The sequence below is a fragment of the Litoribacter populi genome (assembly GCF_007483685.1).
GTDB lineage: Bacteria > Bacteroidota > Bacteroidia > Cytophagales > Cyclobacteriaceae > Litoribacter > Litoribacter populi.
In genome coordinates this window covers 795,167-807,307 of the sequence record NZ_VMKN01000001.1, presented here as the reverse complement: position 1 = coordinate 807,307, position 12,141 = coordinate 795,167, and the positions used below count along the sequence as shown (strand labels likewise).

Annotated in this window: 10 protein-coding genes; 3 read left to right on the top strand and 7 right to left on the bottom strand. The window is 42.8% G+C overall.

Annotated features, from left to right (window positions below):
• Nucleotides 1-5 precede the first annotated feature (5 nt).
• From FPL27_RS03480 to FPL27_RS03470, 3 genes are read right to left on the bottom strand one after another with little or no spacing between them, the layout of a single operon-like run.
• A complete protein-coding gene (locus tag FPL27_RS03480) occupies nucleotides 6-3,062 on the bottom strand; it encodes a SusC/RagA family TonB-linked outer membrane protein (RefSeq protein WP_143959764.1) in 3,057 nt (1,018 codons plus the stop codon).
• Between the two features lie 34 nt (nucleotides 3,063-3,096).
• Complete coding sequence (locus tag FPL27_RS03475; RefSeq protein WP_143959763.1) at nucleotides 3,097-3,993, bottom strand: carbohydrate kinase family protein; 897 nt, start codon at nucleotides 3,991-3,993, stop codon at nucleotides 3,097-3,099.
• Nucleotides 3,980-5,338, bottom strand: coding sequence for a sugar porter family MFS transporter (locus FPL27_RS03470; RefSeq protein ID WP_143959762.1), 1,359 nt, complete (start codon nucleotides 5,336-5,338; stop codon nucleotides 3,980-3,982). The genes FPL27_RS03475 and FPL27_RS03470 overlap by 14 nt, the downstream gene beginning before the upstream one ends.
• Before the next feature lie 53 nt (nucleotides 5,339-5,391).
• On the opposite strand from FPL27_RS03470, the gene FPL27_RS19770 reads away from it, so the two are divergent.
• On the top strand, nucleotides 5,392-5,529 hold the full coding sequence (locus tag FPL27_RS19770) for a hypothetical protein (protein ID WP_185974288.1): 138 nt from the start codon (nucleotides 5,392-5,394) through the stop codon (nucleotides 5,527-5,529).
• Nucleotides 5,530-5,601: 72 nt separating this feature from the next.
• Here FPL27_RS19770 and FPL27_RS03465 read toward each other — a convergent pair whose 3' ends face one another.
• Nucleotides 5,602-7,875, bottom strand: coding sequence for a GH32 C-terminal domain-containing protein (locus tag FPL27_RS03465; protein ID WP_143959761.1), 2,274 nt, complete (start codon nucleotides 7,873-7,875; stop codon nucleotides 5,602-5,604).
• Nucleotides 7,876-8,082: 207 nt separating this feature from the next.
• Here FPL27_RS03465 and FPL27_RS03460 point away from each other — a divergent pair, with 207 nt between their 5' ends.
• Nucleotides 8,083-9,615, top strand: a complete 1,533-nt coding sequence (locus FPL27_RS03460; protein ID WP_143959760.1) for a M20/M25/M40 family metallo-hydrolase — start codon at nucleotides 8,083-8,085, stop codon at nucleotides 9,613-9,615.
• On the opposite strand, the gene FPL27_RS03455 is transcribed toward FPL27_RS03460, so the two are convergent.
• From FPL27_RS03455 to FPL27_RS03445, 3 genes are all read right to left on the bottom strand, one after another.
• Entirely contained in the window at nucleotides 9,599-10,354 is a 756-nt protein-coding gene (locus FPL27_RS03455; protein ID WP_143959759.1) for a hypothetical protein, read from the bottom strand. The genes FPL27_RS03460 and FPL27_RS03455 overlap by 17 nt on opposite strands.
• A gap of 76 nt (nucleotides 10,355-10,430) precedes the next feature.
• Nucleotides 10,431-10,802 (bottom strand): SpoIIAA family protein, encoded by a 372-nt coding sequence (locus FPL27_RS03450; protein ID WP_143959758.1) that lies wholly within the window; start codon nucleotides 10,800-10,802, stop codon nucleotides 10,431-10,433.
• Between the two features lie 166 nt (nucleotides 10,803-10,968).
• The gene (locus FPL27_RS03445; protein WP_143959757.1) at nucleotides 10,969-11,355 is read right to left on the bottom strand and encodes a nuclear transport factor 2 family protein; all 387 of its coding nucleotides are present in this window, start codon (nucleotides 11,353-11,355) and stop codon (nucleotides 10,969-10,971) included.
• A gap of 123 nt (nucleotides 11,356-11,478) precedes the next feature.
• On the opposite strand from FPL27_RS03445, the gene FPL27_RS03440 reads away from it, so the two are divergent.
• Entirely contained in the window at nucleotides 11,479-12,114 is a 636-nt protein-coding gene (locus FPL27_RS03440) for an HAD family hydrolase (RefSeq protein WP_143959756.1), read from the top strand.
• Nucleotides 12,115-12,141 lie beyond the last annotated feature (27 nt).

Sequence of the window (12,141 nt, the reverse complement as noted above, 5' to 3'; positions counted from 1 at the left end):
TAGAATTAGAATATCACGTTTACACCAAAATTGATGGCTCTGGCCTGTGGATACAGTTGGGAGTCAATCCCAAAATTGAAGGGTCCACCGGGGCCTATTTCAGGATCTAAGCCACTGTAACTGCTGAACACAAACAGATTTTCACCCTGAACATAAACTCTGATTCTTTCCGCTCCGAGCGAGTTAAGCACAGAAGGTGGCAGAGTATAACCCAAGACCAAACTTTGAAGCTTTAGGTAAGAACCGTCTTCTACAAAATAACTGGAGTGTCGTAGTTCATCATTCGGGTTGGTCACATTCACACTTGGAATCGTTGCCCCTGGGTTTTGAGGAGACCAAGAATCCAAAATTCTGGTACTGAAATTAAAGGGGAAGTAAGCAAAGTCCGTCAATCCTCTCATGGTGTTGTATATGTCGTTGCCGTATACACCATTGAAGAAAATAGAGAAATCAAAGTTTCTGTATGACGCACTTGCATTTAATCCGTAGATGAAATCCGGGTTTGGATCACCTATCCATGTTCTATCCTGCTCATTGATTACTCCATCACCATTTGTATCCTGATAACGGATTCTTCCCACGTCTTTACCGGACTGAACTGCGTGACTGGACACTTCCTCCTCGCTAGTGAAAATACCATCAGCTACATAACCAAAGAATGACGAAACCGGTCTCCCAACCTGAATTCTGTTCGCATTTTCACCCAAGTAGAACTCTTCGCCACCTAGGCTTTCCACTCTATTCCTATATGATCCCACATTGAAATCAACGGTATACCTGAAGGCTTTTGAAGGGTCGCTTCTATAACCTATAGCAATCTCAAGCCCTCTATTACTCAGTTCGCCAGAATTGACAAAAGGAGGAGCGCCTGCTCCAAAGGCTGCAAGCAATGTTGGGTTGAGCAACATCCCTGTGGTGTTTTTGAAGAAATAATCAGTGGTCATTTCCAATCTCCCATCAAAGAGGGACAAATCAAAACCAAGGTTGGTCTGCGTCTGGGTCTCCCATCTTAAATTAGGATTACCCATAGTTCCTCTATAATAACCTGGGAAAATCGAAGTATTTGTTCCAGCTAAGTCATAGCCCCCAAATTCAGGACTAGTTTGATAGAAGTTCAATGCTCCAAAGTCGCCGATCTGTTGGTTTCCAGTTTGTCCCCATGAGGCTCGTAACTTGAAATCATCAACTGCAGGAATGTTAGCCATGAAGTCCTCTTCTGAGATTCTCCACCCCCCGGAAACGGCAGGGAAAACACCGTAGCGATTTTCGGGACCAAATCTTGAAGACCCATCTCTACGGATTGTTCCCGAAAGGTAATATCGGTCATTATAAATGTAATCCACTTTACCGAATTGGGAAGAAAGCCCCCATTCGGTACCGCCGCCCCCATTGGTCTGGAGTCCGGTACCTGCACTTAAGTGAGCATAGGAATAGTCGTTGAGAATAAATCCCATCCTTCTGGCATTGAAAAACTCACTGTCAAAACTGATTAATTCAGTACCACCCAAAACATTGAGCCTACTACGCCCAATTTCTTTGGTATATTCCACCGTGTTTGACCACGTCAATGTCATATTTCTGGAATAGCTGTTTGTCAAGTAGTTGTCCGTATTATTGACATTCCCTTCTCTAAAGCTTGGCTCAAACCTTCTTAGGCTACTGTTATTATAATCTACACCCAAGGACGTTCTTGCATTTAATCCCTCGATGATTTTCAAATCCATAAAAGCATTTCCGAAGACTCTCCAGTTCTCACTCCAGTTGGTGCGGTTTCTATGTAGCTCCCCTAGTGGGTTTAGCAAATCTCCCAACCCATCAGTAGGCCCGCCAAAATTTCCCACATTATCTCTAACGGGGATTAGTGGATGCTGTCTTAATGCTGAAGAAAGTTGATTGGCTCTTAATTCTTTGAAATACGTCACTTGAAGATTTTCACCAACAGTCAACCGGTCCTTAATGGTATAGCTGGTATTTAATCTGGCATTGTATCGCTGATAACCTGTATGCTGTTGAATCCCACTGTCATCGGCAAAGTTCAAACCGGCATAAACACTGGATTTTTCAGTAGCCTGAGTAATTCCCAAACTGTAGTTTTGGATCATAGCAGGTTTGAAAACCTCATTCATCCAATTAGTATTGGCAGCAGGAATATTCCCTTCCGCATCGATAAACTGAGGAATCACCGGTTGGGAGCCACTCCCATAAAGTGGATGGGAAGGTGTGATGCCCGAATTTCTCTGAGCTTCCCAATATACATCGCCCCACTGTTGAGCGTCAAGCATATCCATGCTGTTTCGGATTGTCTGTACCCCTACAAAGGAATCAAATGTGATTTGAGGCTCACCGGTTGTTCCTTTTTTAGTCGTGATGACGATAACCCCATTGTTTGCTCTAGATCCATAAATGGAAGCGGCTGCGGCATCTTTCAACACTTGAACAGACTCAATGTCATTTGGGTTTAGCGGCCCGATATTGTCTGTAGGTACACCATCGATTACATATAAGGGACTGGTATTTCCAATTGTGGAGAAGCCCCTGATCCGGACGTTTGTATTTCCACCTCCCGGAGTCCCATCCGCAGTTATTTGAAGCCCAGGAATTCTTCCCTGTAAAGAATTCAAAATATTAACATTGGACTGCTGAAGTGCATCATCAAGCTTTACTACAGAGACAGCTCCCGTGATATCTGCTCTTCTTTGGGACTGATAACCCAAAACAACCACTTCATCAATCTGCCTGACATCCAGGTCAAGTGTCACATCCACTGTATTGGCATTGCCTATCCTGATTTCCTGAGTAAGCATACCAACGAAGGAAAAGATCAAAACCTCCTCACTTGTGGCGTTAATTTCATATACACCGTCAATATCAGTAACGGTACCTCTAGAGGTTCCTTTCACTCTAACACTTGCCCCCGGTAAAGGAAGGTCATCTTCTGCGCTCAGCACTGTACCCCTGATGGTATTCTGCTGACCATACGCGTTCAAATTGCCTAAAAGCAACAGCAGCAAGCTGAAACAGCAAACTTGCAGAAACTTTTGGCTTGTAAATGTTCTTTTCATTTAGGATTTATTTTGGGGGTTATACACTAATTATTTAACAATTCCTTTTCAGGATTTCGTCAATTTCTATAGGATTATAATTGGGAGTGGCACCTTTTTTTGAGGCGATAAGAGCCCCTAAAGCGCAGGCAAAATTCAGAGCTTCCATAGGTTCTTTTTCAGATAAAAGACAGCTGACCAAACCTCCCAGGAAAGCATCTCCAGCACCAACAGCATCTTCCACTTGGACTTGATACCCCTCATGTGAATAGATCTTTCCGCCAAATCTCAAAATAGCGCCGTTTCCTCCTCGGGTTAGGCAAACTATCGGACAATTAAATTCTTCTTCCAGCTGTATAAGGGCTTCTTCCTGATCTTCCGATAACTGAAACCACTTGATAAGCAATTCCAACTCCTCTTGGTTAAGCTTGACAAAGTCTGCATAATAGAGCAGACCCTCAATATTCTCTTTTGTATAGTGGGGAGCTCTGAGGTTAATGTCAAATACCTTTTGAGCATTAGGAGCAGACTCCAAAAAATGGAAAAGGGTGTTTTTGGAAACATCCTGTCTGGCCATCAAACTCCCAAACACCAATGCCTCAGCTTTTTCCACCAAGTGGATATTTTCAGATGTTAATTGTAGGTCATCCCAAGCTACAGGCTCCAGGATCTTGTACGAGATTTCATTTCCTTTACCTACTACTTCCACTTCACTGGTCGCTAAAACTTCACTTTTCTGTACAAAACCCTGTGAAAAACCCGCATTTTCCAGAACCGAAAGCAACTCCATACCGAGGTCATCATTGCCTACACCACTGATAAGATCAACGTCCTCTCCAAGTTGTTTGAGGTTTTTGGCCACATTAAAGGGAGCACCTCCGGCGACTTTATTTTCACCGAATTTGTCCCATAGGATCTCTCCAATACACACGATTTTTTTAGACGTGCTCATAAGTTGTTTTAGCTTTTGGTGTCACGTATTTTTTCTCCAGATTCTCCAGAGTCATCCCTTTTGTTTCCGGTACGTATTTATAAATAAAGATGAAGGTGAAGAGGCTCAGCACGGCAAATATCCCAAAGGCAAAAGCCCCGCCCATAAAGGCCAGCAGCCAAGGGAAGGTCTGAACTACCACAAAGGTGCAGGTCCAGTGAAAAAAGGTAGAAAATGACATTGCCGCTCCGCGAAGGCGATTGGGAAAAAGCTCAGAAACCACCACCCACATGACTGGGGCAAGGGATGCGGCAAAAGAAGCAATGTATCCCAATATGAAAACCAATACCCAGTAGCCCTCTAACATATCAAAGAAGAAGGCCCCTACAAGAAAAGTCAAAGAAATGCCCATTCCTGCAGAACCATATAGCATTAGTGTTTTTCTTCCCACCTTTTCTATAAGGGAAATGGCCACTATAGTGAAAATAAAATTGATCGCCCCTATCATCACCGGCTGCCAAAACGAGGAGGCAAGACTAGCCCCTGATTTTAGGAATATAGTGGGAGCATAGTAAATCACAGCATTAATTCCAGTCACCTGCTGCAAACAGGCCAAGACTGTTCCGATCAGAAGGATCTTTTTCATATTCCCCTCAAAGAGTTCGCTGATCTTTACTTTATTAATATTGGTAAGTGATTCTTTAATTTGACCCAATACTTTACGACTATCGGTAGGAGTATATAATTTATCCAACACCGCAACAGCTTCCTGTTCCTTGTTTTTTTTGACTAACCATCTTGGACTTTCTGGAATAAAAAATAGCGCTATTATGAAAACCAATGCCGGCAAAGACTCCGAAGCAAGCATATATCTCCAGTTATCTTCTCCTACCCCCAAAAACATGTAGTTGGTGAAATATACAATCAGGATACCTGAAACAATGGCCAGTTGGTTGAGAGAAACCATTTTGCCACGGATGGCTGATGGAGAGATTTCGGCAATATAGGTAGGAGACAGAACAGAGGCTGAGCCAACTCCTATACCACCAATAATCCGCATGATGATAAATACGGTGAAATCATTGGTCAAAGCAGTCCCTAAGGCGGAAGCGATAAACATGATGCCGGTAACGATGAGCACCTTTCTTCTCCCAAACAAATCCCCAAAATAACCGGAAGTCAATGCCCCTAACATACATCCAAGGATCACGCAGCCAACAGCCCAACCTTCCAAGGTTTCGTTAAGTTGAAAATGTTCTTTTATAAAAGGAATGGCACCTGAAATTACAGCTGTATCAAAGCCGAACAAGAAGCCTCCCAAGGCGACCGTACTGATGATGGTCAACAAATATTTATTACTGGTCATTAACCTGATTATTTTGGGTTTCGAAATCGATTAAATCTAAAAAAACCCTTTATATGCCAGCTAGAGTAAATGTATCAAAATCTGATAAAAATGTTACACACAGAATTTATCCCCATCAATTGGCTCAAAACACCATTTTTGCAGTATATAAAAAGCCAGTAAAAAACATCTTTTTAATGGGTGAAATTTAAGGGCAGAAAAAACCCTTACCTATAAAAGGTAAGGGTAAAGCGATTATATGAATGTGGATAACTTATCTTTACTCAATCAACACACTGCCAGTCTATGGGTTTCATCCTCCAAATCTTCAGGGACTGGACAATTAGGTCATCCTCCCCAATCAAGGTCAGACCAGTAGCGTCTTGCTCAGCATACACTCTTGTGGTGATGGATTTTCTCTTATTGGCATAAATTTCCAGCATGGACTTATCCAAAAACACCCGAAGCTCCAAAGCCTCACCTTTCAGATCCAATTCACCCTCATCTATGCCCAACTTCTGCAGTTTACTTGATTTTGTCCTGTCTACTCCAAACATGCTATTTTCAGGATTGTAATAAATAAGGGTCAACTCTTCTTCATTTGGGGATTTGCGTACTGTAATACCCTTCTTTTCCTTGGAGGAAGCAAAATTCAGCAGAATCTCAAGGTCATCACCAGCAATTTCTGCAAGTCGCTCATTAGCTTCTTTTATAGGAACATTTTCAAGCTCCAAGAGTAGATCTCCTCTTAAAGATTCTATCGCCGGCACAGGTTCAAATGCCAAGTCACCATCATCGTCAAGGTCCAATACTACCGGTAACCCTGCATTATGTGCCCAGCCTAGCTCAAATGGGTCAATCCCATTATGCTTACCTTGTGCAATAGTAAATACAACCGGCTTCCCACTAGCTGGATCCATCATACCACTGGGTCCTGTAAATCCGAAATCCCCATAATCCATCAATTGTGGGGCCTCTTGGTCCGGAACAAACTTTTGCTCCTCCTTATCAAACCTTCCCAACCAGTAAAACACCTCCACATCGGCAGGATCCCTTACAGGAGAAATAAGAAAAATAAACCTATCTTCTCCAGACTCATATTTTCCGATTGGAAGAAATACGGGCAGTTCCCATACAAGACCTAAATAAGGATACTTATCAAAATCAGAAATGTAAAAAGGGTTGAGATATTCCCATTGGTAAGCATTATCGGACTCAAAAAGACTTGCAGAACCACCTCTACCTTCCAAGCCGGTTCCCACCAGCATATACCATTTATCCTCATCCTGCCACACAAATGCATCTCTGAATTCATTCTCCAGATATTCTTCCGGCTTTTCCGCTACCAATTCAGGATGCATTTCCCATTCCTTTAAATTTGGATCATCCAAGTCCTTGGGAAAAGCGATAGCGACTGCTTGGTTAGGCATCAAATCATCATTGCCTGCTGTAAAATAAAGTAATGGATTGCCATCAGGGTCAAAACCTGCCCCGCCCGACCATATGCCGTCAGGTGTCAATTCACCTTTTTCAGGAGCTAAGGCTATTGGCGCATGCTTCCAGTTGATCATATCATCACTCACCCAGTGCCCCCAATGGATTTGTCGCCAATAGGGACCGGTTGGATTGTGTTGATAAAAGAGATGGTATTTTCCATTAAAAAAGAAAGGCGCATGGGGCTCGTTCATCCAATGTGCCGGTGCTATTGCGTGATAAAGTGGCCGGAAACGGTCTCCTTCATATTTGTCGTAATCCAAGAAAATATCAGCATCTGCTATCTTTGGGGCTGTGTCGCCATTGAGATAGGTTTGATAGCTCTCCTTTATTTCAGCATCTTCTCTAGAATCAAATTCAATTTTCAGATCATCCATAAGCCCATTAAACATATTAACCATAAACTCGCTTCCTGGATAGAGCGGGTTTGGGTCATTATGCCTTCCTACAATCAATGGCTCATCAGCTGGACTGAACACAAAAGGCTCTTCAAAAACCTTCTCCTGTACTTTTTCCCCATTCAGAAAAAGGGACACACTCTCCTGGTTTATTGTAGCGGTTAGATAGGACCATTCATTTTTAGGCAGTAGCTTTTCCACTTCCCATAATTCTATCCACTCCTGGCCATTCCCCACATGGAACGACCAACTGCCATGCCTATGCATGCCCATGGCAAAACCTTGTTTTGTCTCCAGATCCTGTTGGTTTACAATTGAGGAAAGCTTTCCATCCCTTCCCCATTCAAATGCCCGTGGTGCCACCCAAACTGAAACGGTAAAACCTTTCCCTTCATTAATGGCAAAGTCCTCATTGACTATATAAGTGGAGTAGCCATCAAATAGGAGGCTTTGGCCACTAATGGAGCTTTCTCTCCATAAAGGTTCGGAATTGGGTTTGTACTTGGCATCTGTAAAGACATATTCTACCGTATAGTCTTTTCCTGACACTTCCTCGTGAAGGACCTCCCCTCCTGTATGGTCGAATTTGTAGTGCAGTTGACCCTGAGCAGAAATGGAGATCAAAAGCAATAGGAACAAACTGCCCCACCTGTTTATATTTAACATGCTGATATTGGTTATGGGTTATTGAATCAACACTCAATGTATCGGCTTAATTTCAGGCCAGCTGTTACAAATCCTTCATAAATTGATAAAATTGGGTCATTAGAAACCCTAAAACATCAAGAGCTATGATCATGGCCTTCTTAAACAGAAAATTTTGATTATCTTTTATTAAATTTAAAAAATCACCATCCACTAGCATATTAACTTATGAAATACAGCTTTTTCATTATGGCGATTTTATCAACTTTACCATTTTCTAATAAAGTTGCCGCCCAATCCCAAATTGATTTGCAGCAACTAAGTGAAGATTATTTTCATCACGGCATCCAAATCCTCACAGACCTAGTCTCCATCCCTAACGACTCCCACCACCCCGAGCAGTTGCAACAAAACCTGGACTGGTGCAAGGAGAATTTCATACAGAGAGGCTGGGAGGTATCTGAATTGGAGACGGAAGGCTTTCCTTTAATGCTGGCTGAATTAAGCCAACCTGACGCAGAAAAGACCGTGTTGATGTATTTCCATGTGGATGGGCAGGCCGTGGACCCTTCGAAGTGGAAACAGGAAGATCCATATAAGCCGATATTGAAGCAAGAAAATGAGTTCGGAGAATGGGAGGAAATATCTATGGAACGCCTTAAAGATGAATATGACCCCGAATGGAGAATCTATGGACGATCCACCTCTGATGATAAGGGACCGCTGGCCATGTTTCTCACCGCTTGGGATGCTGTGGAAAAGGAAAGGCTTTCCCCTAATTATAACATCAAAGTCATTCTTGATTTTGAAGAAGAAATAGGTTCCCCAAACCTCCCTGAGGCGGTCAATAACCATTCGGACAAACTCAACGCCGACATGATGCTTATAATGGATGGCCCACGCCACCTAAGCAATGAGCCCACTTTAAGTTTTGGGGCAAGGGGAATCGCCAGGGTCACCCTGACCACCTATGGACCTAAAAATCCGCAGCATAGCGGCCATTACGGGAATTACGCCCCAAACCCCGCCCTTCACATGGCCAAATTGCTCGGTAGCATGAAAGATGAACAGGGACGGGTAATTATAATGGGGTTTTATGATGGGGTAATTATTTCGGAAGAGGAAAAGGAAATCCTGGCCAATGTGCCTGATGATGAGGATAAGCTTAAGGAAAAGCTTGGAATTGCCGCCCCCGACCAAGTAGGTGAATCGTATCAGGAATCCCTGCAGTTTCCTTCACTTAATATCCGGGGGCTTTCTTCCGGTTGGGTGGGACAAGAGGCACGCACCATCATCCCCTCAGAGGCAAGGGTGGAACTGGATATTCGCTTGGTTCCAGAAAGTGACCCTGAAAAACTGTTTACTCTCTTGAAAAATCATATCAAAAACCAGGGTTTTCAATTGGTGGAAGAAGACCCAACCGACGAGGAGCGAAAGCAATACCCAAGAATCGTAAAATGGGAAGGTGAGATATCCTATCAGGCTTTCAGGACACCCTTCGATTCAGAACCAGGCATTTGGTTGGAGAAAGCTTTTCAAAGTGCATTTGGTAAAGACCCTATCTTGATCCGAATGGGTGGAGGCTCCATCCCCATAAGCCCATTTATTGATGCATTAGAAATACCGGCGGTGATCGTGCCAACCGTCAACCCTGACAACAATCAACACAGCCCGAATGAGAATATCAAGTTGAGGAATTATATTGAGGGAATTAAAACCATGCTATCCATATTGACCCAACCACTTAGAGAAGAACTTTGAGACCAAAATGCATAATTGGCCTGGTGAAAACAGATGAAAACCCGTCTCCTTGCTGATGAACAGGACGATAAGAGGAACGTTCCGGATTAAGAAGCATTCCTGGAGGAAAAAATGATCGGTGGGTTTCATATTGAAACATATTCACACTACCCTGAAGCGCCAAACTTGAGTTCAAGGCATAAGACAATCCAAGGTCTAGGCCTGCATAGAAATTTCTTTCACGCACCTCCCGATCCAGTATTTTATTATCCTGTATGAGTCTAAAATTGGCTCCCGGGGCAAAACATACAGGGCAGTTGAAATCAATAAGTTCTACCTCATAACTTCCACGGCCCTGCTCATATGTGGCATAAGGTGTGACCTGAAGGTCAAGCCTAGATGTCAGTTGAAAAAATCTGGTTGCAAAGATGCCCCCTTGCCAAAGCGTATTGCTAACCTCGGCCATATAATCTGAACGAAAATTATTGTTTTCCACGCTGACTTGCTCAGTTGTATTATAGGTCCGCACGCCGGCAGAAACACCCAAAGCCCAGTTTGGAGTCACCATTTTACCAAACCTGTTGCGCCATTCCCAACTGCTCGCATTTTGAGCCTGTGGAAGTTTTTTGTAAGCATTTGTACGGGATGTTGGGCTCAGTTCAGAAAACAACAACCAACGTCCAGCCCACTCATCCTGTCCCAGCGCAATCGGCAAATTTAGCAGCCACAGCAAAATCACTAAAAATAAAACTCTTTTCATTCCGTATTTTCATCCGTTCTAATCTCAGGACGTCCTGAAAGGAAAAAATGCCACAGCTGGAAAGAAATTTTCTGTATTAAATCCCTATCCAGCCTTTGGCCTTAGCTTTTTCAGTTGTGGAAAAAGACTGAAAATTGATGTTACCAATGATAGAGTAAATCCCATCCGATATTTTTTGCACCCAATCCTTATCTGTGACCAAAGCAATTTTATCGATCTTTTGAAGCAAAACTTTAAAATCGGGAACAAGCTGCTTGACCTCTTCCCATATTGCTCCCATTGTCATAGTTGGGAATTTCTCCATTTCTATATAGATATTCACAGCATGTCCTTCATCTACCCTCGCCTTGATCAGGGTATACATTTGCTGCATTTCGGTTTGGGAGATTTTGTCTCCTACTTTAAACATCAATGTGTTTTCATTAGGGGAGGGAATTTGCTCAATCATTTTGGGTTGGGGATTTAGGTTATCAATTACTATTTTAACCTTTGGGGTGGCATATAGTTTAAATGGGCACCAATTACCATGTATCAAGCACAAACTACACCGCAGGGGACCACTGCTTCATTCTTCCATTTTACTTCGTACCTCGTACTACTAACTTCATTGGTACCTATTCGTTCACATTTTCCTTCAGTGTCACCACATAGGAGGTAAGTTCAATGATCCTACCATTTTGGATCAAGTAGCTGTCAACATAGGCAGCTCGGAAGATTTTTCCTTCCTTATCCAAGCCCTTCATCACCCCTTCCGAGACAATCCTATCCTCTTCAGCTACTTTGGTGCCTGGCCAGATTTCTGGCAACCCCATATCTTCCATTGACTTGAACATTTCGGCAATGTCATTTTTCCCTTTTAGGTGAAACTCACCCAGCATTTTCCATTCCACATCTTCGCTCATCATTCCCAGGATAGTCTTATGATCCCCCCGAGCAAATGCATCGTCAAATTTTTCTACCAGCGCCTTATTTTGCTGCTGCACATTGTGAATAGTTTCCATGATTTTTAGTGGTTAAAGGTTGAGTATAAATGAATTACAAAGGTACGAGGATTTTTCCATGCATTTTTCGTAATTTAAAGGATTATAAGCACCTATCATTGATATTAACCCCTCGAATACTATATGGATTTTCACTTCAAAAAAGCCATGATTTATGACCTCGACAATACCCTTTATTCGGTAAAGACTATCGGGGACAAGCTCTTTGCTCCAGTGTTGGAAGTGATAGGGCAAGAAGAAAAACACCAGGCAAATATGGAGGATATCAGGAAGGACATCATGCGGATCCCTTTCCAGAATCTCGCCCAGAAATATGACTTTGGGCCAGCCTTGACTCAAAAAGGGGAGGAAATACTTCAAGAGACAACCTACGACGACCATATCTCCCTTCATGAAGATTATCCGGCTATCCTTGAAATGCCCGGGCATCGATTTCTGGTAACCACCGGGTTTTATAAAATGCAGAAAAGCAAAATAGACCGTATGGAACTGGAAAAAGACTTCCAAGCCTGCCACATTATCGACCCCATGCAAACCCAACAGACAAAAAAAGATATCTTCCTACAAATAATCAAAGACGGAAACTTTGAACCTAAAGATGTCATGGTAATCGGCGATGATCCTGAATCAGAGATTACCGCAGGAAACGAAATAGGAGTAGAAACAGTCTTATATGACAAACACGATCAATATCAAAGTCATCCGGCAAGCCATAAAATCAGGGACTTTCGGGAGCTGGTTACTATATTGATAAATTAATTAACAAAAGACGGGAGATTGAAGACC

Excerpts from the sequence above, each read along its gene's own strand:
- FPL27_RS03480 (WP_143959764.1), bottom strand. The coding sequence starts at position 3,062 with ATGAAAAGAACATTTACAAGCCAAAAGTTTCTGCAAGTTTGCTGTTTC.
- FPL27_RS03475 (WP_143959763.1), bottom strand. The coding sequence starts at position 3,993 with ATGAGCACGTCTAAAAAAATCGTGTGTATTGGAGAGATCCTATGGGAC.
- FPL27_RS03470 (WP_143959762.1), bottom strand. The coding sequence starts at position 5,338 with ATGACCAGTAATAAATATTTGTTGACCATCATCAGTACGGTCGCCTTG.
- FPL27_RS19770 (WP_185974288.1), top strand. The coding sequence starts at position 5,392 with ATGCCAGCTAGAGTAAATGTATCAAAATCTGATAAAAATGTTACACAC.
- FPL27_RS03465 (WP_143959761.1), bottom strand. The coding sequence starts at position 7,875 with ATGTTAAATATAAACAGGTGGGGCAGTTTGTTCCTATTGCTTTTGATC.
- FPL27_RS03460 (WP_143959760.1), top strand. The coding sequence starts at position 8,083 with ATGAAATACAGCTTTTTCATTATGGCGATTTTATCAACTTTACCATTT.
- FPL27_RS03455 (WP_143959759.1), bottom strand. The coding sequence starts at position 10,354 with ATGAAAAGAGTTTTATTTTTAGTGATTTTGCTGTGGCTGCTAAATTTG.
- FPL27_RS03450 (WP_143959758.1), bottom strand. The coding sequence starts at position 10,802 with ATGATTGAGCAAATTCCCTCCCCTAATGAAAACACATTGATGTTTAAA.
- FPL27_RS03445 (WP_143959757.1), bottom strand. The coding sequence starts at position 11,355 with ATGGAAACTATTCACAATGTGCAGCAGCAAAATAAGGCGCTGGTAGAA.
- FPL27_RS03440 (WP_143959756.1), top strand. The coding sequence starts at position 11,479 with ATGGATTTTCACTTCAAAAAAGCCATGATTTATGACCTCGACAATACC.